At 64.7% G+C, this 24,453-nt stretch carries 26 protein-coding genes; 15 read left to right on the top strand and 11 right to left on the bottom strand.

The features are described from left to right. Positions 1-30: 30 nt before the first annotated feature. The 3 genes from AC07M8_RS10085 to AC07M8_RS10075 all read right to left on the bottom strand — a co-directional run bounded on the left by AC07M8_RS10085 (position 31) and on the right by AC07M8_RS10075 (position 2,280). The gene (locus AC07M8_RS10085) at positions 31-636 is read right to left on the bottom strand and encodes a carboxypeptidase-like regulatory domain-containing protein (protein WP_495174209.1); all 606 of its coding nucleotides are present in this window, start codon (positions 634-636) and stop codon (positions 31-33) included. Between the two features lie 735 nt (positions 637-1,371). Further along, positions 1,372-2,028 carry a sulfite oxidase-like oxidoreductase gene (locus tag AC07M8_RS10080; RefSeq protein WP_495174208.1) on the bottom strand — a complete coding sequence of 219 codons (657 nt, stop codon included), beginning with the start codon at positions 2,026-2,028 and terminating at the stop codon, positions 1,372-1,374. 69 nt (positions 2,029-2,097) lie between these two features. Further along, positions 2,098-2,280 (bottom strand): hypothetical protein, encoded by a 183-nt coding sequence (locus AC07M8_RS10075; RefSeq protein WP_495174207.1) that lies wholly within the window; start codon positions 2,278-2,280, stop codon positions 2,098-2,100. Positions 2,281-2,567: 287 nt separating this feature from the next. Between AC07M8_RS10075 and AC07M8_RS10070 the strand changes: the two genes are divergently transcribed. Next, a complete protein-coding gene (locus AC07M8_RS10070; RefSeq protein WP_495174206.1) occupies positions 2,568-3,044 on the top strand; it encodes a hypothetical protein in 477 nt (158 codons plus the stop codon). Positions 3,045-3,380: 336 nt separating this feature from the next. Here the strand turns inward: AC07M8_RS10070 and AC07M8_RS10065 are convergent, their stop codons facing one another. Then, on the bottom strand, positions 3,381-4,901 hold the full coding sequence (locus tag AC07M8_RS10065; RefSeq protein WP_495174205.1) for a carboxylesterase/lipase family protein: 1,521 nt from the start codon (positions 4,899-4,901) through the stop codon (positions 3,381-3,383). Between the two features lie 273 nt (positions 4,902-5,174). Here AC07M8_RS10065 and AC07M8_RS10060 point away from each other — a divergent pair, with 273 nt between their 5' ends. Together AC07M8_RS10060 and AC07M8_RS10055 are read left to right on the top strand one after the other, a co-directional pair. Then, positions 5,175-5,336 (top strand): hypothetical protein, encoded by a 162-nt coding sequence (locus AC07M8_RS10060; protein ID WP_495174204.1) that lies wholly within the window; start codon positions 5,175-5,177, stop codon positions 5,334-5,336. A gap of 790 nt (positions 5,337-6,126) precedes the next feature. Continuing rightward, entirely contained in the window at positions 6,127-6,402 is a 276-nt protein-coding gene (locus AC07M8_RS10055; protein WP_495174203.1) for a hypothetical protein, read from the top strand. A gap of 540 nt (positions 6,403-6,942) precedes the next feature. On the opposite strand, the gene AC07M8_RS10050 is transcribed toward AC07M8_RS10055, so the two are convergent. Together AC07M8_RS10050 and AC07M8_RS10045 are read right to left on the bottom strand one after the other, a co-directional pair. After that, entirely contained in the window at positions 6,943-8,091 is a 1,149-nt protein-coding gene (locus tag AC07M8_RS10050; protein ID WP_495174202.1) for a glutathionylspermidine synthase family protein, read from the bottom strand. Then, positions 8,088-8,474 (bottom strand): hypothetical protein, encoded by a 387-nt coding sequence (locus AC07M8_RS10045; RefSeq protein WP_495174201.1) that lies wholly within the window; start codon positions 8,472-8,474, stop codon positions 8,088-8,090. Before AC07M8_RS10045 ends, AC07M8_RS10050 begins: the two co-directional genes overlap by 4 nt. Before the next feature lie 274 nt (positions 8,475-8,748). Between AC07M8_RS10045 and AC07M8_RS10040 the strand changes: the two genes are divergently transcribed. After that, a complete protein-coding gene (locus AC07M8_RS10040; protein WP_495174200.1) occupies positions 8,749-8,958 on the top strand; it encodes a hypothetical protein in 210 nt (69 codons plus the stop codon). Between the two features lie 43 nt (positions 8,959-9,001). Here the strand turns inward: AC07M8_RS10040 and AC07M8_RS10035 are convergent, their stop codons facing one another. Next, positions 9,002-9,349 carry a hypothetical protein gene (locus tag AC07M8_RS10035; protein ID WP_495174199.1) on the bottom strand — a complete coding sequence of 116 codons (348 nt, stop codon included), beginning with the start codon at positions 9,347-9,349 and terminating at the stop codon, positions 9,002-9,004. Between the two features lie 148 nt (positions 9,350-9,497). On the opposite strand from AC07M8_RS10035, the gene AC07M8_RS10030 reads away from it, so the two are divergent. Then, positions 9,498-9,758, top strand: a complete 261-nt coding sequence (locus tag AC07M8_RS10030) for a hypothetical protein (RefSeq protein ID WP_495174198.1) — start codon at positions 9,498-9,500, stop codon at positions 9,756-9,758. Continuing rightward, complete coding sequence (locus tag AC07M8_RS10025) at positions 9,758-9,988, top strand: hypothetical protein (RefSeq protein ID WP_495174197.1); 231 nt, start codon at positions 9,758-9,760, stop codon at positions 9,986-9,988. Before AC07M8_RS10030 ends, AC07M8_RS10025 begins: the two co-directional genes overlap by 1 nt. Here AC07M8_RS10025 and AC07M8_RS10020 read toward each other — a convergent pair. From AC07M8_RS10020 to AC07M8_RS10010, 3 genes are read right to left on the bottom strand one after another with little or no spacing between them, the layout of a single operon-like run. Then, complete coding sequence (locus AC07M8_RS10020; protein ID WP_495174196.1) at positions 9,985-11,253, bottom strand: Y-family DNA polymerase; 1,269 nt, start codon at positions 11,251-11,253, stop codon at positions 9,985-9,987. The two genes, AC07M8_RS10025 and AC07M8_RS10020, sit on opposite strands and share 4 nt — an antisense overlap. Continuing rightward, complete coding sequence (locus AC07M8_RS10015) at positions 11,250-11,690, bottom strand: LexA family protein (protein WP_495174195.1); 441 nt, start codon at positions 11,688-11,690, stop codon at positions 11,250-11,252. Before AC07M8_RS10015 ends, AC07M8_RS10020 begins: the two co-directional genes overlap by 4 nt. A gap of 18 nt (positions 11,691-11,708) precedes the next feature. Then, positions 11,709-11,912 (bottom strand): hypothetical protein, encoded by a 204-nt coding sequence (locus AC07M8_RS10010; RefSeq protein WP_495174194.1) that lies wholly within the window; start codon positions 11,910-11,912, stop codon positions 11,709-11,711. A 137-nt stretch (positions 11,913-12,049) separates the two neighbouring features. On the opposite strand from AC07M8_RS10010, the gene AC07M8_RS10005 reads away from it, so the two are divergent. Beyond that, positions 12,050-12,286, top strand: coding sequence for a hypothetical protein (locus tag AC07M8_RS10005; protein WP_495174193.1), 237 nt, complete (start codon positions 12,050-12,052; stop codon positions 12,284-12,286). A 376-nt stretch (positions 12,287-12,662) separates the two neighbouring features. Further along, positions 12,663-14,063: an MDR family MFS transporter gene (locus AC07M8_RS10000; RefSeq protein WP_495174192.1), complete on the top strand. Its 1,401-nt coding sequence runs from the start codon at positions 12,663-12,665 to the stop codon at positions 14,061-14,063. Between the two features lie 171 nt (positions 14,064-14,234). Here the strand turns inward: AC07M8_RS10000 and AC07M8_RS09995 are convergent, their stop codons facing one another. Beyond that, positions 14,235-16,079 carry a putative bifunctional diguanylate cyclase/phosphodiesterase gene (locus tag AC07M8_RS09995; RefSeq protein ID WP_495174191.1) on the bottom strand — a complete coding sequence of 615 codons (1,845 nt, stop codon included), beginning with the start codon at positions 16,077-16,079 and terminating at the stop codon, positions 14,235-14,237. Between the two features lie 412 nt (positions 16,080-16,491). On the opposite strand from AC07M8_RS09995, the gene AC07M8_RS09990 reads away from it, so the two are divergent. The 7 genes from AC07M8_RS09990 (at position 16,492) to AC07M8_RS09960 (ending at position 24,446) form a co-directional block, all read left to right on the top strand. Further along, the gene (locus tag AC07M8_RS09990) at positions 16,492-17,166 is read left to right on the top strand and encodes a GAF domain-containing protein (RefSeq protein WP_495174190.1); all 675 of its coding nucleotides are present in this window, start codon (positions 16,492-16,494) and stop codon (positions 17,164-17,166) included. 6 nt (positions 17,167-17,172) lie between these two features. Continuing rightward, on the top strand, positions 17,173-17,538 hold the full coding sequence (locus AC07M8_RS09985; RefSeq protein ID WP_495174189.1) for a hypothetical protein: 366 nt from the start codon (positions 17,173-17,175) through the stop codon (positions 17,536-17,538). A gap of 263 nt (positions 17,539-17,801) precedes the next feature. Beyond that, on the top strand, positions 17,802-18,122 hold the full coding sequence (locus AC07M8_RS09980) for a hypothetical protein (RefSeq protein WP_495174188.1): 321 nt from the start codon (positions 17,802-17,804) through the stop codon (positions 18,120-18,122). Positions 18,123-18,284: 162 nt separating this feature from the next. After that, positions 18,285-20,015 carry a tryptophan-rich sensory protein gene (locus tag AC07M8_RS09975; protein WP_495174187.1) on the top strand — a complete coding sequence of 577 codons (1,731 nt, stop codon included), beginning with the start codon at positions 18,285-18,287 and terminating at the stop codon, positions 20,013-20,015. Positions 20,016-20,114: 99 nt separating this feature from the next. Continuing rightward, positions 20,115-20,855, top strand: coding sequence for an ABC transporter ATP-binding protein (locus tag AC07M8_RS09970; protein WP_495174186.1), 741 nt, complete (start codon positions 20,115-20,117; stop codon positions 20,853-20,855). Beyond that, complete coding sequence (locus AC07M8_RS09965) at positions 20,848-23,373, top strand: FtsX-like permease family protein (protein ID WP_495174185.1); 2,526 nt, start codon at positions 20,848-20,850, stop codon at positions 23,371-23,373. Before AC07M8_RS09970 ends, AC07M8_RS09965 begins: the two co-directional genes overlap by 8 nt. Next, positions 23,373-24,446: a lipocalin-like domain-containing protein gene (locus AC07M8_RS09960; protein WP_495174184.1), complete on the top strand. Its 1,074-nt coding sequence runs from the start codon at positions 23,373-23,375 to the stop codon at positions 24,444-24,446. Before AC07M8_RS09965 ends, AC07M8_RS09960 begins: the two co-directional genes overlap by 1 nt. Positions 24,447-24,453: the final 7 nt, after the last annotated feature.

Genomic DNA, 24,453 nt, shown 5'->3' with positions numbered 1-24,453 from the left:
AAAGTTGGTGATGTTGAGGCCGTTGACGAATTAGGCGTTCTCCGCGACCGACGAGCCGCCGATTGAGGGCAGGTTGCCGAACGCGCCATCGCCGAGCGAGGTGCCCGGGGTCAGCAGGATGATCGAGGTTAGATCGCGGCCCAGCGGCTTGGTCGCGATAAAGTCAGCGACATCGACGTTGAGGCCAGTCGCCGTGCCGGTGAACGATGCCACCGCCCGAGCACCGGTGACCACGATGTCGTCGGAACCGGATGCTGCGAGCTTCACGCTCAGCCGAGCGGTCTGGGCGGCGAGAATATTGACTCCATCAGCCCGCCAATTGGGTGCCCCCGCCGACTGAACGGACACGTCATAGGTACCGGTGGGAAGGCCGTTGACGAGGAACGAGCCGGACGACGACGTGGTGGCCGTGCGGGTCGTCCCCTGCGCGGTCGATACGATCGTCACCGTCGCATCGCCGATACCCTTGCCTGCGCTGTCAGTTACCGTGCCGCCGATGGCGCCGGACGTATAGTCCTGGGCTGCGGCCGGTGCTGCTGCGCCCAAATAGGTGACGCCTGCACCGATCAGCGCCAGCGCCTGAAGCGCAGTGCCTGCCCGCAATGCCTTGCGGGCAAAGATCATTTTCCTGGTCAAGTTTTGCTTCCCTGATCTCTTCCCGTGTCACGCCGCTTTTTGCGGCTTTGGCACGAGAGCGTTGCCTCCTCCCGCGATCCACGGAAGGTTCGATCAGGTGAGTGAAACCCCAGTTACCCGCTGTAAAGACGCGGTTCAGTTTGGGGCAAAGTTAGAGGCTTACTGTCGCAAAATAGCAACAAAGTGTCACCTTTTCAGGCGCTTGGATGCTCATAAAATATGCAGAACGGTCGTGGCATGATCAACAATTGCGCATTTGGCATGGGCGCATGCCGGTGGTTCGTTACAGCAGGCAACCGCTGGAGGGCGAAGAGGGCAGAGCCGAACGCACTGTACCGAGCGTCCAAACCATGCGTTCGGCGTGGCTCAAGAGCCGTCTCATCGTTGCCAAAAAAGCTGGCTGCGTCGCGATCGCAGCCAGAGTTGTCCTTACGGATTACCGGGCATCAGGGTTTGGCACCCGGCAGGCTCGTTATGACACATCTATTAAGGTGTGTCACACGCATAATACACCAGATGTCTGGGGGCTTGATTAGGTCTGCCAGCTGAGGCAAGCGGCCTTGCGTCGTCTTACGAGCGGACCGCCGGCATCTCTGCGGAAAGCTCCTCACGTCGCCGGCTGCCTCCAGCATACGTCACTCTGTCCCCCAACGCGAAGGGTTTGGATCCGTATCGGACTAATCAACGATGATCCCGATCGGCAGGGGGCGCGGATCGTTCGGCGTGAACGTTATGTCAGGAGTATCGCTCCTCGGCCCAAGGGTCGCCACGCATGTGATAACCGTTCACCTCCCAAAAGCCGGGCTTGTCGGCTCCCAGGAAGTCGATGCCGCTCAGCCACTTGGCACTCTTCCACAGGTAGAGGTGCGGGATCAAAAGCCGGGCCGGGCCGCCGTGGGAGCGGGTAAGTGGCTTGCCCTCCCAGCTGTGTACGATCATCGCCGTCTCGGACGCGAAATCTGCCAGCGGCACGTTGGTCGTGTAGCCATCGTAGCTGCGCAGCATAACGAACTTTGCCTCGTCACGCGGCTGAACCAGCTCAAGCAGGTCGCGCGTCGCGACGCCGGTCCAATTGTTATCATAGCGCGACCAGGTGGTAACGCAGTGCATGTCGGAGCGCGTCTTGGTTTGTGGCAGCTTGGTGAACGCGGCCCAATCAAGCGTGGTCGGTCGAGCCGTCATCCCGCCGATCTTCAGCGTCCATCGGTCGGTCGTGACGTCGGGCTGCCGGCCGAGGTCGAGCACCGGCCAGTCTCGTACCAGATGCTGGCCTGGCGGTAGCCGCTCGTGTTCCTCCCGGGACGTCTGCCCGGTGATGAATTTGTGCTCGGTTGCCCACTGCTGCTTTGATCGAGTGAGCTTGCTTTCAGGCGTGGTGAGGTCATCGGCCATCTCAATCTCCAAGGCGCAAGCCTGACATCGACGGGTGGCTACGGGTTGCCCGCGCCGACCCAGCTGGACTCACCAAGCGCGAGGAATGCCGCCCACGCGCTTGGCGGCTGCTTCCTCTATCGCATTGAGGTCTGCCTGGCTTACGACCCCGGAGGCCAGCATTCTGCGCATTAGCTCGTCCACTAGCGCAGCGAGGAAGTGCACTTCGGCCCGTTCGGATGCCGTATCCTCGCCCTCATCATTAACATCCATCGTCGAGCTCCTTACACATGCTGCCCTCTAAGCCGTTGTCAAAGTCGGCAAAGGAATTTTTAACACAAGCCCTGTGCGCTGATCTTGGCCGTGCCATGATGGTTGGGCTATTATCATACCCCTCACGTCGGCGGTCGCGGCAGCCGTTTCCTCGCGGCTTCGTCACGCTTGGTCAGCCACTACCCCATGTACGAGCCACGCCCCAGCGATCATGACCACGCTATCGGGCTGTGATCAGCTATAGAGTGCTGCTGTCGAACAGGGCCAACGGCGAAAGGAAGCAATTCATGGCGAACGTTCACCTGTGTCAGGCGCTCCGGTTGAGTGCGCTCGTCGCCATGGCTGCCTTCGCCGCGGGGCCATCGATGGCCGATGTCGATCAATCGCCAAAGCCCAGCGGCGTTTACGGATTGAAGCCCGGCATCTTCGTCATGAATGGTACAAGCTGCACGAGCCCGCCAAACGCCGCGATCAAGCTCTATGATGGTAAGGGCATCAGTACGGCACATACCCATGCTTGCTCCGTACGCATCCTTTCCAAGCGGCGGAGCGGCTATGGCTATCGCTACACCGTCAGCCAGTCGTGTGTCGATGCCGGAGCCGGGCCTGCCAAACGCTTCGTGGAGCGCCAGACGATCGACGTTCCGGACGCTTTGACCTTCACGATTAGATCGCAGGGCGGCACAGCGTACCGTTATTGCCCGATCTACGCGCTGCCGCCCGGCTTACGCGAGGTCGCTAACCATCCCGGGAAGGTGCAATAGCGACACATTCTTCCCGTCGACAGCCAAGTCGCTCGGTTGAAGCGCAGGTTGATGCTCTCCCCCGAGGGGTAACCGACGTAACCTGCGGCGCGATCGGTTACACGTCAGGTGCATCGAACCGAGCAGCTTGGTGGGCCGGCGCGGCCGCGTGCAGTGCCGACCTACGGCTGCGAGATCGCGGTGCTGTCGCGTGGTGACACCGGCTCCATCGATAACCTTCTCGCCGACGGTTGTGCTGTGGTCCGGACAATGGTTGACCTTCGACAAGTGCTCTACATCGGACATCCAGCATAGTTGCGAGCGCTTGCACTGACGGGTGATCAACAAGACGTAAATCTACTCCGCCACGATCTCGAAGTTTGGAAGCGCTCCTCTGGCCTTGATCTCGGCCTCATCCCCAAAGCGTTTGACGGATGCCTGGCCGCCATCAAAGCGGCTCCAATGTGACGTGCCGACGCCATTCGGATCGCCGTACTTTGCAAAGTTGGTCCAGTAAGTCACCATCTGTGAGGTGAGCATTTGATCGTTCGCCGTCCACGCCCGTTTGTCTTGGGCAAGTTGATCAAAGGCAAAGCGAATCTCCGCGCCGTGACCTGCACGGCACCCATAGCCGCACGGAGTCACTGGTTCTGCAGGCCAATGCACGAAATAGTAGAGGTAAGTAGGCTGCTGCGCGGCGGTCCGGTGTACATCTGCCCATGTCCACATGCGTGAACCCCACCAATCTGTGGTGAGGTGTTCGATTGCGGCCCGTGCCTGCGTATCGTCGCCGGCAGGATAGGCTGCGGCGGTGGCAGCGGTGAGCGGGCGCCGCAAAAGCTTTTCCGCCAGCGGACGGAAATTGGCTGCCGTTAGCTTGTCGGTACCCAATATCTCCGGCGCAAGGTCGACGCCTTCATTCGCGTTCCAGCCGAGAAGGAGTGGAACCTGGCCGGCCCGTCCTGAACGATACAGCGAATGGACGTCGTTCGGGATCAGCCGACCGTCGACGATGGTATGGGATGACCAAGGCTGCTGCAGCAACTCGGCTGCGGTGACATGACGCAGCGCCTCCAACGACGGGTGGCCGAGCCGCTTGCCAAGCGCGGTTCCCGCAGCTTCTGCAGTCAGGGGACTGTGCTCGTCCGCTTCCTGGTCCGACAGTATCACTCCGTCACTGCCACTCTCGGCTATCGCGCGCTGGAACAGGCCGACTGCCAGTGGCGACGCGGTCAGGATGGCGACCGACCCGGCGCCGGCGGATTCGCCCATGATCGTGACCTTGTTCGGGTCGCCACCGACGGCGGCGATGTTGCGCTTTACCCAAGTGAGGGCAGCGACCTGATCGAGCAAACCCTGGTTGCCGGTCACATGCTCGTGCGCCGTCAGCTCGGGATGCGCAAAGAACCCGAAAACCCCGAGCCGATAGTTGAGCGTGACGACGATCACGCCGCGACGCGTGAGGTGGGATCCATCGTAAAGGGGCTGTGCGCCGGATCCGCCGTAGTAACCGCCGCCATGAATCCAGACGATGACCGGCAGCTTGCCGCTCGACCTCGCCGCCGGCGTCCAAATGTTGAGGTAGAGGCAATCCTCACTCTTCTGTTCGGTGATCCACACTGCCGTTTGCGCGCATGCAGGACTGAACGCCTTGGCCTGGCGTATGCCGTTCCAGCGACGGGCGGGGTGAGGGGCGCTCCATCGCAACGTCCCAATCGGTGGGGCCGCATAGGGCAGGCCACGATAGATGATTACATCGTCGGAACGCGTCCCCTCCGCCATGCCCTCGACAAATTGAGCTTTAGGCATCTCCGCAGCGACAGCTGCTGCAGGATAGGCTGCCAGAAGAGCGATCAGGACGAGTGGTGTGATACGCATGTGCGGGTCCCCTCCGGTGGCCGTTTTGCGGCTGTGTGGAGCACCATGAGAGGAAAAAAGGCTTCTCGCCACCGCTACTCTGATAATCTGGCGCAAGCTGCATCCTTGGCTTACGCGTGGTGCAGACGTGATGCCGGGGTCACTGATGGCCTGGGGAGGTGCACCCGCATCAATCCCCAACTTTAGCATTCCCGGGCGAATTGCGTTGAGGTCCAGAACAGGCATTGCGGAACGGCCCGACGCCTCAACTGTTTTGGTGGCAGGAGAAGCGTGATGACCAATGTCCTCAAGCCGACGATCGCGACGGCCAAGCCAAACCTATCGACCGAGCATCAGAAGGATGGCGACGCGCGTCATCCCAGCGATACGCTCGATAAGGGGCAGGGCAGCACCGAGGGGCAACACGCTCCGGTGCGTAAGTCGTCGCTCATCTAGTCGGCCTCTTGACGCAAGAGGCCAGCACGATCGGTGGCCGAGGAACTGCCCGGCCGAAGGAACTTTTCAAGGGTGCTCTGCCGACGAGTCGCGCCACGCACGGAGTTTGGCTCAAACCTAGGTGCCGCACACAAGGCATCATGCCAGCAGCAATCGGCCGGCTTTGCAAATATTTGGGTATCAAATTTAGGCCGCCGCAGGATAGCCGCGTCGAGTCGTCGCGGCGGCATCCAGGCGTCTCGACAATTTGTAGTGCTCTGGACATCCACCCTCACCAGCAATGGCGCGAATGTCACAGGTTTCCGAAATGCACCCAGGAGCAAAGATCGAGATTGATTGCTCGATCGTCACTGCTCCATTCTCTCGCCGACAACAATCGACGTGAGATCGGTTGGCGGGGGAGGTGAACGATGATGGACGTGCTGATCGGCTGGGCGATACTGATCGTTGCGGCCGCAACACTGGGTGGCGGCGCGACCTTGGCTGTGGCCTCTCTCCGCGATCGACCCCGCTAGAACTTACATGCGGTTATCAGGTCGGACCTATGAATAGCCGCCGTTGTTTTCTCGTTCCTCGGCCGCATCCTCCTGCACCCTCTCCATTTCCTCTGCCTGCTCGTCGTGCGGCGTCTCGTCTGGCTTGGGATCGTTTGTCATGGTTGCTGAACGCCTCAAGTGGCTGGACGGGGCCAACGCCGTACTGTCTGAATGCCTTGCTGATCAGCCACCATTTACGTCGCAGCAACCAATCTCCTTGAAGATGGCACATCGTGATGTGATCGAGGCTGAGTTTGGACAAGCAGTGGACCAAGGAGAAGGATCGCCAACTGGCCTCCCTTTATTCGACGGGGGTGGACGTCTCCACGCTCGCCGCACAACTCGGCTGTACTGAGAAGTCGCTGCGATCGCGTGCAAGCACCCTGGGCCTGCTGCGCCGGCGGACCAGGGCAAATCAGGATGGATCCGGCAACACTGCCTGGGTGGTCGGACCCGCTCTGGCCGCAGTCATGCACGTTCCTGCCGACGCCTTTTGCGAGGACCTTATCGCCCGCCTTGACGGTCGCTGACTAGCCGATGCGCTGATTGCGCCGCGCTAACGGTGCGTTGTTCTGCACGAACTGCAGTGCCACCCTCCCCGAGCGCGTTGGCTCAAGGGCCAACCGTGTCGTTCAGTGCCGCGTTCAAGGCTTCGAGGGCGGTTGAGATCAGGGCAGCGACAAGCGGCTGCCCCATCGCATCCGCTTCAGCCAATGCATCCTCGAGATGTTCTCGGAGGCGCTGACCGGGGCTGAGGACGCTCTGAGGCATGGCTGATGGAAACATGATCGAGCGATTCCCGCAAGCGGTAAGCGTGGTCGTGAAAACGTCCGGCCGCGAGCCTGTTGTTTGCACAAGGCTCGCGACCGAGAGGTGGCACTCGGCAGGCATCGAGGGGGGACGAACTACCTGACGAGAGAGGCAGACAATGTCAGGATTGCTGCCGCAATACTAGTTGTAATCGCTGTTCGGCGGTAATTGTGCCTATGTGAAAACTGCCGGCCTAGAAGGTCATGTGTGCCTTCGCCGATCACGGAGGTGTTGCAGCAGCTAAGCAACGTGCAGCGCTGCTATCCGTCGATGACATGAGGGACGAACCGGGCATTGTTGCCGGTGATCAACCCGTCCTCTCTTATGCCCATGCCCGCAGGTTCACCATCGACGACCCAGCTGCCGATCACCGGAAAGCATCCCAGCACGGGTTCGGGCAGCCTGTAGATCTCCTGATAGACATATCCTTCTTCGCCATATTCGCCTTCATTCTCGGCGATGACCTTGCCTCCGCGCCGGATCGAGACATTGGCACCTTCACGCGACAGGAGCGGCTTTGCGACCGCATCCCCGTCAGGAATGTCGAAGCTCGTCGGCAGCAGGTTTGGATGTCCCGGGAACATCTGCCACAGCACCGCCAACACTGCCTTGTTAGACCAGATCATTTTCCAGATCGGCTCGATCCACAGAGTGCTCCCGTCCTGGAGGCTCTCCAGAAGCTGTCCGGCAAACTCCTCGTTGACCAGCCATTCCCATGGATAGAGCTTGAAGGCACCCTCAATCCGCTGTTCAGCGTCGTCAACGAAGCAGCGCAGGTCGTGATGCCAGCCGATGTTCTCCATGAGGATGGGCACGGTCGAGATACCGGCGGCCTCGGCGGTGTCGCGAAGGTAGGTTGTGGTAACAGTGTCCTCCCCCGCGTCATCGGCCACGTGGGCGAAATGCATCTGTGCCGGCAGCAGATCGCGCATGTCCGACCATTTGGCGATCAGCTTGGCGTGCAAGCTGGTGAACTGATCGAGAGCGGGAAAGCATTCCTCCTTCCAGCTCCACTGGATCACCGCAGCTTCGAGCAACGACGTCGGCGTATCGCTGTTGAATTCGAACAGCTTCGGCGGCCCTGCGCCGTCATAGCCCAGATCAAAACGACCGAAGTTCAGCGCCGGCGGCTCGGCGTCCCAGGCATCACGAATGGCCTGGTGGAACATGGCCGGTATGCCGAACCGGCCAAGCAGCCGAGTGTCATCGACAATGGCTTGTCCTGCAGCCAGGAACAGCCGGTACAGCTCAGCCGTAGCCGCTTCGATCTCCTCGACCTGCGCGAGCGTGAAGCCGTAATAGGCACTCTCGTCCCAATAGGGTCGGCCGTCGATCGAGTGCCAGACCAGACCGTCCGCTTCGACCTTCGCGCGCCAGTCCGCTCGCGGTACGATCGCGCGCCGGATCATGAGTGGCCGCCGCCGAACGAACGCGCCGACGATCCGAAGCCGCCTCGGCTGACGGCCGCAGCACGCGTCATCGATGAGCCACTGGGCGCTCGGAAGTAGCTTCGACCCGCCGCGCGGGTAAAGGATCCGCCGGTCGCGCGCTCGCCATAGTAGGGAACAGCACTGTTGCGACCGAGGAAGTACCAAAGGAACGGGCTGCCGGCATAGCCTCCCCCTGCGTAGCGCTGTTGCTGGCAGTTCTGGTCAGCCACTCGCGTGCCCTGCTTGTCGGTGCAGATCGCGGTGTCCCGATCCGTGGTCCAGCCGTTGTCCTGTTCCTTGTGGCATCCGGCAGCGAGCAGGGCCGCCGCGATGGCAGTCGTCAGCGTCAGATCGTTTCTCATTTATCCCCCCCGCTGCGGAGACGGAGGTCCTCCGTTCCTCGCAGCATCTGTTTGAGAATAGATCGACACCGTGGCGATGGGAAGACGACGGTGTTCAGCCCCATGTCGTGGAGGATCGCGATTGACGCGGTGAGCTGTTCTTGTCGTTTGTACCAGGGCCCGTGTCTCACACGCGCGGTGATCACGCGATATTGGCGCGATCGCAGCCCTGATGCGCTGTCGGCAAGCAACCGACCATCAGTTGCACGCGTTGCCCCCACTTGAGGAGATTGCAATGCGTACCATTCATGAGACGCCGTCCGAAGTGGCCGCCGATGATGGTGACGTGCACGTCACCGGACCCGATGGCTTGGCCTATTCGATGACGCCCGAGGCGGCGGCCGATACTAGCGATCGATTGTTACACGGCGCCAATCACGCTCAGGGCCAGCGTAACGAGAAGAAGCGGATCGCCGATGAGGAGAAGGCCGAACGCTACCGCTGAGCAAACCCGCCGCCGACATATGTACCTTGGTTGACGGTCGTGTTCAGGAACGATGCCAGCCCGCAGGCGTATCGACCTGCCATGCCCAATCTCGGGTGACAAAGGACCAACCATGAAGATCGGTAAGATCATGATCGCGGCAGGGATGCTCGCAGCAGCTCTCGGGGCCACCGGCAGCGCAGACGCGCAGCGCCACGACGACCGCGGGCATAACGGGCGCGATCACCGAGGCGGCCCCAACGCCGGTCGCGGCGACCGTGGCCGGCACAATGGCTGGGACCGTCATCATCAGCGCTGCCGCGTCGAGTGGCGCCATCATCACCGCGTGCGGATCTGCCGCTAAGCGCAAAACGGGTGGGCGGCGTGATGCGTCGTCCACCCCTTTCGGCATAGATGGCTCGTACCGCCGCCGATGATGACCACCTCAACTTAGCATGGCACCGACCCATGCTCCCGACAGTTCAATCCTCAGGCACTCCGTCACCGAGGATATCAGAATGAGATTGACCGCGAGATTCGACACCCGTCGAGAAGCAGAGATGACGGTCGAGCGGCTCGTCCAGCAGTTCGAAATCGATCGCGCGGCTGTGTCCGTCACCGCCGGTGGCGACGCCAACACCGCCGGCGTTGAAGAGGCCGGCTCCGACAATGAGGCGGGCGGACCCAGCCCCGCAGCACGCGACGATGCCGCATTGAACGGCAAGGTAGTCGTCACCGTCGAGGTGGCCGACGCGCTTGCGGCCGACGAAGTCCGCGCCGCCTTCAGCGAATTCGATGCATCTGAACAGGAGGCGATCTGATGACTGCCGACACCGCCACCCAAGCAAGGCAACGCGAGATCGCCACCGAGCATCTGCTGTTCAAGCTCATGGAGTACGTCGAGGACCGCCATAGTGGTCTGCTCGACTTCATGGAACGCAGCCTGGACCATCTCGGCGACCCTGCGACGGACGAGACAAAGAACGACGAAGCCGTTCGCACAATCGCCCGGAAAATGATCGCCGGCGCGCGGAAACAGGGCGTGGACTAAGCGCGTGCTGTTGGTACCTGCAAGATGTCGGTCGTCCATGCTGGCGACCGCATCACCGATCGTGCCTTCCACTCGCGCTTGAACCCCTGCGACGCCGTAACGGCCGTCCAGGACCCGAACCGGCCGTTGATGTCGTCGAGCGCGGTCATCAGCCGGTCCCGCTTGTTTGTATCCGCCTCGAACAGTGTCCGCGGTCGCTCCTCCTCGGGGAGCAGATCGTCGAGCATGATCCCGGCCTTGGTGTAGGCATAGCCGTCCCGCCATATCTTGCATGCGCCACGACGAGCCGCCGCAATCAATTCCAGACTGTCGTTCGTCATTGGCTGGAGCGTCACCATCCGCGAGCCGCCATATTGCGGGCGATCAGGCTTGTGGCGGTTGGTATGGAAGAACGCCGTGAGCCGGGCCGCCACCAATCCATGGGACCGCAGCTTTTCGCCGGCACGCAACGCATATTGGGAGAGCGCGCCCATCATTCGATCGAAATCGCAAACCGGGGTGCCGAACGATCGGGTGACCGCCATGCCCTTTCGGCGCGGCTCGACCGTCTCAACGGCATTGGATGGCACGCCGCGCAGCTCGGCGACGAGGCGCTCGAGCACGACGGTGCCAATGCCACGCGCCTGCTTCGTCGGCATCTCGCGCAGCGCTGCGGCGGTATGGATCCCCATCTCAGCCAGCTTGCGCGCCGTCGCACTCCCGACACCCCAGACGTCACGGATGGGAAAGGCGTCCATCACCTCGCGGCGCGTGCCCTCATCACGCAGATCGGCAACCCCGCCGAACCGCGGGTTCTTCTTGGCGGCGGCATTCGCCAATTTGGCCAGGGTCTTGGTCTCGGCGATGCCGACGCAGGTCGGAATGGTGGTCCACTGCTGAACCTGGGCACGCATGGCTTGCGCGTGAGCGACGAGATCACGCTGCTCGAAGCCGGCCAGATCGATGAACGTCTCATCGATGGAGTAGATCTCGACGTCACGGGCGAACGGCTCGCAGGCCGCGATCACCCGGCGCTGCATGTCGCCGTACAGCGCATAGTTTGACGAGCGCACCTGGACGCCATGCTGGCGGACCTTGTCGCGCAGGTGATGGATCGGATCGCCCATCTTGATCCCGAGCGCCTTTGCCTCGGGGGACCTCGCAATCGCGCAGCCATCGTTGTTCGACAGGACAATGACGGGGACGCCGGCAAGGCTGGCGTCAAAGGCACGCTCGCAGCTGACGTAGTAGTTGTTGCAGTCGATCAGGGCGACGGGTGTGCTCACGCCATCCTGCGCGCAACGCCGACAACCACGCCCCAGATCTCGACATGTTCATCGACCAGAATGTCGGCAAAACCGTCAGCCTCGGGTATGAGCCAGTGTCGGCCATTTACCCACTTAAGGCGCTTGAGGGTGCGGTCGCCGTGCACCAGCGCGACGACGATCGCGCCGGCTTTCGGCTTCTTCGCGCGGTTGACGACGATCAGATCACCATCGTTGATCCCGGCGCCCGCCATCGAGTGACCGTCGACCCGCATGATGTAGCTGGCGGCAGGATGCTCGACGAGCCAGGCGCCCAAGTCGATCGGCTCCTGCATGTCGTCCTGGGCAGGCGAGGGGAAGCCGGCGGGTGTGTCGCACAGGAAGAACGGCACTTCCCGCGGCACCAGCGCGAACGGCAGATCGTGCAGCGTCAACTCGCGCCGAGCCGGCCGGAACATCTTGATCGACGCCATTGCCTAGAGGATCGCGGCGAGCAGGAGTTGTTCATGCCGGGCGGTCAGCGTGCCGCGAGCCTCCTGAGCGGCGCCTACCGCCTGCCGGTAATGCACCGTGCCGGCCCGTCCGGCATCCTCGAACGCCACCAAATTCCCATCTTCTGTCGGACGGACGTTCTCGTAAATAGCCCGGGCAGCCGCCCGCAGCTGCAGATCATGCTGCATTTCGTGCTCCAGCAATGGCGAATCACCGCGAAGCGGCGCCCTCCACGATTAGACTCATCACGGCTGCCGCCGCAAGAACATTGCAAGAACATAAATAACCGGTCATTGAGCTTGCTCAACGATTTAGCGGGTGCGAGATGGCTGACTACGATGACGACGCGGAGCCGCTCAGGGTGGCGTTTGGGCGCTGGCTGCTGACGCAGCGCGGCCGCGGCGATTGGGTGGATGGCCTTGCCGACGCTGCGCGAGCCGACCGTACGTTCCCCCGCGACGGCGACCCCGAGGCGGTGCGGGCTCATCTTCGCAAGCAGCAGGCTGACGGGGATGTCTTCGCCGCTGTTGATGATGCCGAAGGCGACTGGATGGCAGCCTAGCTGATGCGCCTGGCGATGCTGCTCGCCCTCGGTGCCGGGCACCATCCTCCTGCACTGCCACGCGCGTCCACCACGGCGACGGGCCGCTATGGTGCTCCACCGGCATCAGGGTGCGCGTGATGGACGCGCCCGTCGGTAAACTCCTGCGGCGCGACTAACTCGACGGCTTAGGCGTTTGCGGCATTCACCTAGGAGTTCGGCATGAAAACAACCGGCAATCAAGGGGACCTGCCCAACGTGATCAAGCGCGTGCTTGGTTGTGTCGGCGGCTCTCGCGCCTGCTCGGGAGGGCGCGGCTGACGTGAGCACTCCATCCGAACAGTCGACCCACATCGCTCCGCCGGCCGTTCGGCGTCCGCTGGTTCTTGCAGCCGTCATGGCTGCCTCGTTCATGATCGCGATCGAGGCAACGATCGTATCGACCGCCATGCCCCAGATCGCCGGGCAACTTGGCGGGCTCCAATATTATTCATGGGTTTTCTCGTCGTTTCTGCTCGCCCAGACGGCGACCACGGTTGTGTTCGGCAAGCTCGCCGACCTGTATGGACGACGGGCCGTGCTGCTGATTGGCATCGGCATATTCCTGATCGGATCGGTCTTATGCGGCTTCGCCTGGTCGCTGCCTGCTCTCATCGCCTTCAGGCTGATTCAGGGACTTGGCGCCGGTGCCATCCAACCAGTGTCCATCACCGTCATCGGCGATCTCTATGCTGCCCACGAGCGCGGCAAGGTGCAGGGGTGGCTAGCAAGTGTGTGGGGCGTGTCATCGGTGATCGGACCGCTTGCTGGCGGTCTTATCATCCAGCATGTCAGCTGGGCCTGGGTGTTCTGGATCAACGTGCCGATTGGTCTGGCGGCGGCCGCCGGGTTCTTCCTCTACTTGCGCGAGACCGTGTCTACGCACGATCGCAACGTCGACGTAGCGGGAGCAGGGTTGTTCACCGTGGCGATTGCGGCGCTGATGGTGGCGCTGACGGAGGCCGGTGCCGATGGAGGGAAGACGTCCTTGGCTGCCGGCGCGATATGCCTGGTTGCCGCGATGCTGTTCGTTCTGCAGGAGCGTCGCGCTCGCGATCCAATGATCGCGTTCGGGCTTTGGACGCACCGCGCCATTGCTTCGACCAACGCCGTGACCTTGTTCAGCGGCATGGCGGTGATCGGCCTGACCACGTTCCTGCCGATGTACGTGCAGGCGGTGATGGGACGTTCACCGCTGGTCGCTGGCTTTATGCTGACGGCGATGGTCTTGGGCTGGCCGATCGCGGCGACGCTAGGGGCGCGCAACTTCGCGCGGTTTGGGCTTCGGCCCATTCTTGTGACAGGCGCCATGCTGCTGCCGCTGGGTGCCGCCGCCTTCGTGATTTTGTCTCCGACCATGTCGCCGCTGGTGGCAGGGCTTGGCTCGCTGGTCATGGGCTTTGGCATGGGTTTTCTCAGCACCGCCGCCATCGTGCTGATCCAGGAAAGCGTCGGCTGGACGCAGCGAGGCGCGGCCACGGCTTCTAATCTGTTTGCGCGCAATCTTGGCAGCACGCTCGGTGCCACCGTGCTCGGCACCGTGCTTAATGCCAGTCTAGCGCGGGGACATTCGGGCTCGTTGCAGCAGATCCAGCAGTTGTTGCACGGGCAAGGACTGGCAACTGGCGCGATGGCCGCACGCGCGGGGCTGGCCAACGGGCTGCACCTGACATTCTGGGGCGTGTTCCTAATCGCTGCGATCACGCTCGCGCTGTCGGTCTTCGTACCCAAGGTGTCATTCGGCAGGCGGGCATCGTGACGGAGAACAGCAACGTCCGGCGCGACCTGATACGCGAGCGGCTTGGTGCTCGTAACGTTCGGCGTGGAGAAGCGGACACTCGCGTTTGCGGTCCCGGCCACGAGGTGCGCCAAGCCGCTGAGGTCGGTTGCCCATCTACCAAGGGCCTAATCTGGGCGGGAGCCTCCAGTCTCAGCCCGGCGCGCCGGATCGCTTCCGGGCAGAGTGGCTGGTGGCATGCTGCGACCGTTCGAGCAAAAGGGCCGTGGCCTGGTGCCGGTCCACCGCCGCAGACACAAGAAAGCCCTGTCCGAGTACACATCCTGCCGTGGTGAGCTGCGTGGCTTGGTCCTCCGTCTCCACGCCTTCGGCGACGATGCGGATATTCATCTTCTCGGCGACCCGGATCAATCCTTCGACGATGGTGGTGCTCACGCCACCGGGGACCATGTGATCGATGAACGTCTTGTCGATCTTGATTACGTCGACAGGCACGGTGAGCAGGTGAGTGAGGGAGGCGAAGCCGGTGCCGAAGTCATCCAGCGCAACACGAATGCCGCGGGCTCGCAGACGGCGGATCGCGGACTGAATGGCCTGGTCGCCGGCGCCCATGTAAACCGTCTCGGTAATCTCAAGGATGACATGTTCGAGGGAAACGCCCGCGCGGTCGAACGCCGAGGTCAAGACGTGCTCGATCGTCCCGCCGCTTAGGTCCGCCGACGAGACGTTGATCCCGACATGCTGAAACGGAATGCCGAGGTCGAGCCACTTGCGCACGTCTGCTGCCACAAGCGTTATCATGTAAGCCGACAGTGCCGTCGCGACATGAGCGTCGGTGGTCGCTTCGTGAAAGGACGCAGCGGGAACGACAGTGTCCCCCACGCGCATCCGGCACAGGGCTTCGAGGCCGACGACTTCCCTGGTATCGAGCCGGAATATCGGCTGATAGTACGCGTCGATCCGGTCTTCTCGCAGCGCGGCCGTGACATCCCGGATCGCGGTCAAGCGGCGCGTCATGCTCGATCCGAGACCCGGCCAGAAGCGCACAAAGCCGCCGCGGCCTGTCTCCTTGGCATGATACAGCGCGAAATCGGCTTTCTGTCGTACGCGCTCTACCGAAGGCTCGCCCGCAGAAGGTACTGCTCCCCCGATCGTGGCACGCGGCACCACGATCTGGCCGCCGCAATCGGCAGGCAGGGCAAGCTCGCTCAGAATGGCTTGTGCGGTTTCCTCGAGCGACACGAGCGCCTGTGGAGCCTCAATGATGATCGCAAACTCATCGCCGCCGATGCGATAGGCTCGGGCGGGGTAGGCCGCCGAGGTGATGCGACTGGCGGCGACCTGGAGCAGAGTGTCCCCGGCCAGGTGGCCGAAGGTGTCATTCACCACCTTGAGGTTGTCGAGATCGACGACGAACAGCGCCCAGCTACCGGCAGCACGGCAATCGAGGTCTGCCAAGGCAGCGTTGAAGGCTGCGCGGTTTGCCATGCCCGTAAGAGCATCCGTGAAGGCTCGCCGTTCACGATCGATCACGCGCTGATGCCGATCTATGGCGATCAGGCAGAGGTGGACGCAGCTGGCGACGACGGTTTGTTCGAAGTCCGTCGGCGACCTGCGATCCCGATAGTAGAAAGCGAAGGTCGCAATCGTCGTACCGTGCATGTCGCGGATTGGGCTCGACCAGCAGGCGCGGAGCCCATGCGGCAGCGCAAGGTGCTTGTACTTCGCCCACCGAGGATCGTTCTCGATGTCAGAGACGCTCACATCGGTGCCAAAGTGCGCGGCGCTGCCGCACGATCCTGACATCGGACCGATGGCCACCCCGTCGAGGGCAAGGGAATATGCCTCCGGCAAGCTGGGCGCTGCAAGCGGGTGGAGGAAGCCCAGCGAGTCGACGGTCAGCACCGAGCAGATCACGTCGGGTAGCAGAGCCTCCACTTCAAGACAGAGAAGCGTACACGTCGATGCGAGCGTCTCGCCTGTGGCGATCATCTCGAGAACGGTGTTTTGAAGCTTGAGAAGAACGCCCTGTGACACGCACGAGCCAGTGTTGGCCGATAGATCGGGGACGCTTCGCATCACGCCAGTAAGCAAAGCTACCTTTAAAACTGGTTTCCCAACAACGAAAATTCTAGTCAGGCGGAGCGGTTGGCGCCGGGCGGAGGGTCGAGCAGAAGATTAAAACCACAATGGTGTGTATTTCGGTTCTGGCTTGCTTGGAAAAGCTTGCCGGCCGGCGTTTGCGAGAAGAAAAGCAAGATCGTCTCGGCCGCGGTCCGCTTGCCGTTCGTTCCCGGACAGCGGCCGTCGTCACGACCACTGCGGCGAGAATAGGGTCGGCTCGTTTTGCGTCGCCACCTGGCTGTCACACGCCGTGGTGTTGCGAACAGTGATCAAGCGTTCTAGCCTTTATCCAGTGAGCCAATGTGACCAACGCTCGCGTGCGCAGGTGAAGAAGAACGAGATGGGTGAGGGCGACGACGCCGCAAAGCGGGCTGAAATGCTCAGTCGGTATGGCATCATGGATTCCCCTGCCGAAGCAGTTTTCGACCAGATCGTCCGCGATGCCGCGTTCCTCACCGGCGCTCCCATATCGACGATCTCGATGGTTGATGATCACCGCCAGTGGTTCAAGGCCAAGACGGGGCTAAGCCATGATGGTGACCCTATCGACCAATCCATTTGCGCCGTCGCCGTGCAGCAGGCCGGAGCATTCATCGTCGACGATGCGAGCAAGGATAAGCGGTTTCGTGATCTAAAGGCGGTGGGCGAGGGCGTGATCCGCTTTTACGCCGGTATCCCGCTGGTGGTGCGCGATGGCACCCAGATAGGTACGCTGTGCGTCATCGACAGCCAGGCCCGTCAGGGCCTTGATGGCGATGAGCGCAACGCACTGGAAGCGTTGGCCAGGCGCACGGTCGCGGCCCTCGAAGTACGTCGCGACTTGCGGGATTCGGGAGAGGGTGATCATCCGAATAACCAGGTCTGGATGGATCGCGCCAAGGTTTTGCTCGAACAAGCTGCTGCCGCATTGACGCACGTCGGCGCGACCGGAGCAGTGGCGCAACTTGAACAGGTTATCGACGTTGTTGCCGGTATCGAACAAAAACAAGAAAGGGGATGATTGGCCATGAATGAGCTCGATCGACATCCAACGCTTTCGGCAGAAGACGGAAGGCGCCTGCTTGATGCTCGCAAGCTGGTGACGATCAACAAATCCCTTGCCGCGACCCTTGGTGACCAGGCTCCCATCAATGTTTCTCTCCACCTTCTCCTTGAGAGTTTCATCAGCTCGGCGTCGGGGACCGACCTGGTCATCGCTGATGCGCTAAGGACCATCGGCTCGTCGCCGGGCATCACCTGGCGGTGGATTATGGCCTTGCAGGACGCGGGAATGGTGCAGCTGACGACAGAGGGCCGCGCCGGCAACATGTCGTTGACCGCCCGCGGTCAGGACAAGGTCCGCGAAGCGATCGACGCCATCAGCTCGTCGTAATTGGAGAAGACTGGCCGTCCAGCGTGTCGGCTTTGCTCCCACGGTAGCTAGTCCCTTATTGATCGCCGCGAGCCGTCAAAAGGGTGATCTCACTCGCCTGAAGCGCCTGTCATCGACTTGCACGAACGGCCCCTTGCCCGGAGCGCTGCGGCAGCGTCGAACGACTGGGATCAGGTCGGCGTGAACACCGGCTGTCTTGAACGTCAGCCGGCCTGAGCCACGAGCCTGGCACGCCGGATCTCTAGCATGCTAGAACATCCCTTATGTCGAAATCCCACAGCAACGGCGGCACCATCGATGTCGATGGCGCCACATTTGATTGGCACCTCCAGCGTGAACCGCATCAGTCGGATGACGATGGTTGGAAGGGAATGACCATCGCCCTTCTCCAGCGCGATGCCAAACGCGAAGCGTGGGTGGAATTTCCAGCGCCTAAGCGGCTCCTGAAGGGCTTGCCGCGCGGTCGTCTTCAACTCGACGACGCAACCATTTCGCGGTGCGTGCGTGCCGCCATGGCGGCCGGCTGGGAGCCGATGTCGCGGGGCAAGCCAATGGTGTTCACCGTCGATGCCGCAGGCAATTGAGCCCGCCTGGGTTGCAGCCGAACCAAGGCCGGTAGCAAGGCGCCATCGACACAGCTGGAGCGACAGCCGAGCAGGATAGCTCGCTTGTGTCGAAGCAGCGAGCGCGCCGTGTGAAGCGCTTATCCGCTCCTGTCCGTTAGGCCGACGAGGAGTAGCATGCCCATGTCCCGTTGCATTCTGATTACCGGCGCGAGCGTCGCCGGCAACACCGTCGCATGGTGGCTGGGCCGCGCCGGCCTCGACGTCACGGTGGTCGAGCGTACGCCCGAGTTTCGCGACGGCGGCCAGAACATCGACGTGCGCGGGCCCGGTCGCGAGGTGCTGCGCCGGATGGGCCTCGAACAGAAGGCGCTGGAGCAGGGCACAGGTGAGGAGGGCACCGCCTGGGTCGAGGAGGATGGCAGGGTTGCGGCGCAGTTCCTTGCCGCGGACACCGGCGCTGACGGGCCGACCGCCGAAATGGAAATCCTGCGTGGTGACCTGGCCCGGCTGCTCTACGAGCCCGCCCGCGAGCACGCGACCTACCGGTTCGGCGACAGCATCGTGGGCGTCGAGCAGGACGACGACGGCGCGACCGTCACCTTCGCCAGCGGCACCGTCGAACGATATGATGCGGTTATTGTCGCCGAGGGCGTGGGATCGAGGACGCGGGAGCTGGTCTTTCCAGGCGAGAACGATCCGCGCTGGATGAACCTGACGATCGCCTATTTCACCATTCCGAGGCAAGCCGACGACGATCGCTTGTGGCGCTGGTACAATGCGCCGGGCGGCCGCAGCGTATCACTCCGTCCCGACCGGCACGGCACCGCGCGCGCCATGCTGTCGGTGCAACAGTCGCCCGGTGGCGAGCAGGAGTGGGGCGCCGATCGGCAGAAGGCGTGGCTGCGCGAGCGCTTTGCCGACGCGGGCTGGCAGAGCGGCCGCGTGTTGGACGGACTGGACGTGACCGACGACTTCTACTTCGACGTCCTCCGCCAGGTGCGGATGCCACGCTGGTCGAGCGGCTGCGTCGTGCTGACCGGGGATGCCGCGTGGTGCGCGACGCCGATTGCGGGCTACGGCACGACGCTGGCGATCACCGGCGCCTATGTCCTGGCGCAGGAGCTCATCCGCTCGATCGATCTGCGGGTGGGGATGGGGGGGTATGAGGAGGTGATGCGGGCAACGGTGGAGGCGGCGCAGGGCGTGCCCGCAATCGCGCCGCGACTGGCCAATCCGCACAGCAGGATCGGCATCCGGCTGCTCCACCGCGCGCTGAGCGTGGCGAGCCGCCCCGCGGTACGCGGCGTCGCCGCCAAGCTGTTTGGCGGCCGCTCGAAGGAGATCGACCTTTCGCGCTACGATACGCCGACCCCCGAACAACCGCCGATCGCCTCGACCACCCCAGCGCCGACAGGCTTGTCGCCGCTGCTGGCGCTCGGCGCGGTCGGCGTGGTGCTCGGCGCCAGCGCGATGATCGGGCGGCGCAACGCGCCCGACCCGTCGCACCCCGGCATTCGTCGCTGGTACCACCGGCTGGACAAGCCCGGCTATACGCCGCCCGATGCGGCGTTCGGCGCGGTCTGGCCGGTGCTGGAGACGGGACTTGCGCTCGGGGGGTACCGGCTGCTTCGACAGCCGGCCGGGACGACGCGCAACGCGGCGGTCGGATTGTGGCTGCTGAACACGGCGATGGTGGGCGGCTGGACGCAGTTGTTCTTTCGCGAGAAGCGGCTGGGAGCGAGCGCGGCGGCCTCTGGCGCGATGGTCGCGACCGGCGCGGCCTATGTCGTCACCGCCGCCAAGGTCGACAAACCAGCCGCCGCTGCAGCAGTGCCGTTCGTCGCCTGGCTCGGCTTTGCGACGCTGCTGGCGGAGCGCATCTGGCGCGACAATCCCGGCGACGATCGATGATGACGCGGCCGATGATGGCTGAGGGGAACTGAAGACGACGCCCAATTGTACCGACTTTGCGCTGCCGCGACGGCGAACCGGCGCGGGGCAGGAGCATCGATGGGCGTGGGCGACAATTCGGACTGGGAAGGTGGCAGGGGGGCTGGGCTTGCCACGGGACCCTTGCTCGACGTGCAGGCGCTGACCAAGTCGGTGCCCGGATCCGCGACGGGGCCACGCCGGCTGTTCCAGCACCTCGACCTGGCGGTTCGCGCGGGCGAGCTGGTCGCGATCATCGGCGAATCCGGCGTCGGCAAGTCGACGCTGCTCAACATCCTTGCCGGGCTCGATGACGCCGACGGCGGCAGCGTCGCGATCGACGGGGTGATGCTGGGCACCCTCGACGAGACCGCCCGCACCCGGCTGCGTCGCGAGCGGATCGGCTTCGTGTTCCAGGCCTTTCACATCCTGCCCTATCTGACGCTGCGGCAGAATGTCGCGCTGCCGCTGGCGCTGGTCTCGCCAGATGCCGCGGTGGCCGAACGGCGCGCCGAGGAGATGCTCGACGCCGTCGGCCTTGCCGGGCGCGGCGAGGGCTATGCGCGGGACCTGTCGGGCGGCGAGCTGCAGCGGGTCGCGATCGCCCGGGCACTCGTCCATCGCCCTGCGCTGATCCTGGCCGACGAGCCGACCGGCAATCTCGATCCGGAGACGGCGGCGCGGGTGCTGGCGCTATTCGCCGACGCGGTGCGCGGCCATGGCGCCGCCGGGGTGATGGTGACCCATTCCGAGGCGAGTGCCGCGATCGCCGACCGCGTGCTGACGCTCGGCGCGGAAGGGCTGGTCGACCGGCGTGGCTGAGCAGGCCGGGGCATCGTCGGGTCGGCTGGCGCTAGGCTGGCTGATCGGCGGCGAGTGGCGGTTTCATCCCGCCCGCTTTCTGACGACCGCGGTCGCGATCGCCGTTGGCGTCGCGCTCGGCTTTGCCGTCCACCTCGTCAACGGCTCGGCGCTCGCGTCATTCGATGGCGCGATGCGCGGCGTCAGCGGTGCTGCCGAGCTGTCGGTCCACGCCACCAGCCCGCTCGGGTTCGACGAACGCGTCTACCCGCGCATCGCGACCGCTGCGGGGGTCGGCGACGCGAGTCCGGTAGTGAGCCTCGAGGCGCGGATCGGGCGGACCCGGCTGACGCTGCTGGGGGTCGACGTGATCCGCGCTGCGGCGGTGACGCCGTCGCTGATCGGGTTGCGCCCGGCCGGGCCCGACCAGGAGAACGACGCCGTGTTCGACGAGGCGGCGCTGTTCCTCTCGCGCCAGGCGCTGCTGCAGAGCGGCGCGCGGGTGGGCGCGACCGTGCAGATCGTCGCCAACGGGCGGACGGTGCCGTTGCGGATCGTCGGCACGCTGCCTGCCGCAGGTGATACCGCCATCGGCGTCATCGACATTGCCGCCGCGCAATGGCGGTTCGGCAGGCTGGGCCGGATCGACCGGGTGGACCTGGCGCTGGCGGACCGCGACGCGGCCGAGCCGGCGCTGCGCCGCCTGCTGCCCGCCGATGCGGTGATCGCCACCGCGGCGACGCAGAACGCGCAGGGCGATGCGCTGTCGCGCGCCTATCGGGTCAATCTCGACATGCTGGCGCTGGTCGCGCTGCTGACCGGCGGCTTCCTGGTCTATTCGGCGCAATCGCTGTCGGTGATCCGCCGCCAGCGCGCCTTTGCCCTGTTGCGGACGCTCGGCATGCCGCGCGGCGGGGTGGTGGCCGCGGTGGTAGTCGAGGGCGTGGCGATCGGCGTGGTCGGGTCGGCGGCGGGGCTGCTGGCGGGATATGGCCTGGCATGGGCGGCGCTGCACTGGTTTGGTGGCGATCTCGGCGCCGGCTATTTCGCGGGCGGCACCGCGCGGGTGGTGTTCCAGCCCGCCGCGGCGCTCGGCTTCTTCGCGCTCGGCCTGCTCGCGGCCTGCCTCGGCAGCGTCTTGCCGGCACGGGTTGCCGCGCGGGCCGCGCCGGCGGCGGCGCTGAAGAACGCCGGCGACGTGCTCGATCCGCGCCGCGCCGTCGCCTGGTGGCCGGCGGCGGCGCTGCTCGCGGCGGGCGGCGGCGCCGCGCTGCTGCCCGCGGTCGGCGGCCTTCCGTTGTTCGGCTTCGCCGGCATGGCGCTGATGCTCGCCGGCGGCGTCGCCGGGGTGCCGTGGTTCGCGCGGGCGCTGCTGTCGCCGCTCGCCCGCCAGCAGCGCGGCAGCGTGCCGCGCCTGCTTGCGGTGCGGCATCTGCACGGGGCACCGGGCGAAGCGGCAACGGCGCTCTGTGGGATCGTCGCCTCGACTGCGCTGATGATCGCGATGGCGACGATGGTGACGAGCTTCCGCGGCGCCGTCGACGATTGGCTCGGGCAGGTGCTGGGCGCGGACCTGTATGCCCGCACCACCGCCGGCGCGTCGTTCGATCCCGCGACGCGCGCGCGGCTGGCGGCGACACCGGGGATCGCCACCGTGGCGTTCAGCCGGCAATTGCCGCTCACGATCGCGGTCGATCGCCCGCCGATCAGCCTGATCGCTCGGCCGGAGCGGGGCGGGCGCGACCCGCTGCTGGTGTTGATCGATCGGGCGCCGGCGCTGTCCCCAGGGGCGTTGCCGGTGTGGGTGTCGGAGCCGGCGCAGCGACTGTACGGCTGGAACCCGGGCGCGGCGGTCGACCTGCCGATCGCCGGCCGCACCCGCTTTGTCGTCGCCGGGGTCTGGCGCGATTATGGCCGCCAGGCCGGCGCGGTGTTGATCGACGAAGCCGATTACCAGCGCCTCACCGGCGATGATGGCCGCGACGAGATCTCGGTGACCGTCACCCCCGGGCAGGATATCGACCGGGTCGCGGCGGGGCTGACCGCGCGGTTGCCGGCGGCGCTGCGCGGCCAGGTCGAGATCACGCGGCCGGCGACGCTGCGGCGATTTGCGCTGACCTTGTTCGATCGCAGCTTCGCGGTGACCTACCTGCTCGAGGCGGTGGCGATCCTGGTCGGGCTGGCGGGCGTCGCCGCGACGATGTCGGCGCAGACGATCGCGCGCGAACGCGAGTTCGGCATGCTGCGCCATCTTGGCCTCACCCGCCGCCAGCTCACCGCGATGCTGGCGAGCGAGGGGGCGATCGTCGGGCTGACGGGGGCGCTCGCCGGTATCGGGCTCGGCCTGGTGCTGGCGCAGGTGCTGATCCACGTCATCAACCCGCAATCGTTCAACTGGACGATGACGACGCGGATCCCCGTCGGCACGCTGCTCGGCGTGGCGGCGGCGCTGACCGGCGCGGCGGCGATCACCGCGGTGCTCGCCGGGCGGCGCGCCACGGCGCGCAGCGCGATCACCTCGGTGCGGGAGGATTGGTGATGAGGCGATGGACGACGATATCCGGCTGGCTGGCGGCGGCGGCGGTTGCGGTCGCCGCCCCGGCAGCGACGCCATACCCGCAGGTGCGCCCCGGGATCATGCTGCGCTTTCCGGCGGATCACGGCGCACACCCGGCATTCCGCACCGAATGGTGGTATGTCACCGGCTGGTTGCGGACCGCCGACGGCAAGGATCTCGGCTTCCAGGTGACCTTCTTCCGGACCCGCCCGCCGGTGGAGGCGGGCAACCCGAGCCGGTTCGCCGCACGCCAGGTGCTGTTCGCGCATGCCGCACTGTCCGACCCGGCGAGCGGGCGGCTGCTGCATGGCGAGCGTGCCGCGCGGCAGGGCTTCGGGCTCGCCGCGGCGGCCACCGGTGATGCGGATATCGCGATCAGGGACTGGCGGCTGCGCCGTGGCGCGGACGGCCGCTGGCGGACGACGGTCGCCGCCGACGGCTTCGGGCTTGCGCTCGCCTTCCAGCCGACCCAGCCGCCGCTGGCCGAGGGTGTTGGCGGCTATAGCCGCAAGGGCCCGCGACCTGACGAGGCGAGCTATTATTATTCGGTCCCGCACCTGCGCGTATCAGGCACGGTGCTGCGCGGCGGACGGCGGGTGGCGGTCACCGGCGAGGCGTGGCTCGATCGCGAATGGTCGTCCAACTATCTCGCGCCGGCGGCGCAGGGCTGGGACTGGACCGGCCTCAACCTCGACGACGGCTCGGCGCTGATGGCGTTCCGCATCCGCCGCAAGGGCGGGGGCACGTTATGGGCGGGCGGGTCGTTGCGACGGCCCGACGGGCGCACGGTGGTGCTCGGACCGGGCGACGTCGTGTTCCGGCCGGTCGCGACTTGGCGCAGCCGCGCGACCGGCGCGGTCTACCCGGTGATGCAGGATCTCAGCGTCCGCATCGACGGCAAGGTGACGACGCGGCGGCTGACGCCGTTGTTCGCCGCGCAGGAACTCGACGCGCGCCGAGGCGGCTTGCCGGTCTATTGGGAAGGCGCGGTGCGCGTGCCCGGGGGGCGCGGCTATCTCGAGCTCACCGGCTACACCCAGGCGCTGTCGATGTGACAGGCGC

The sequence above is a fragment of the Sphingomonas sp. GW821-FHT09E03 genome (assembly GCF_059416225.1).
The sequence above is the reverse complement of the archived record's forward strand: the minus strand, read 5'-3'. Positions and strand labels throughout refer to the sequence as shown.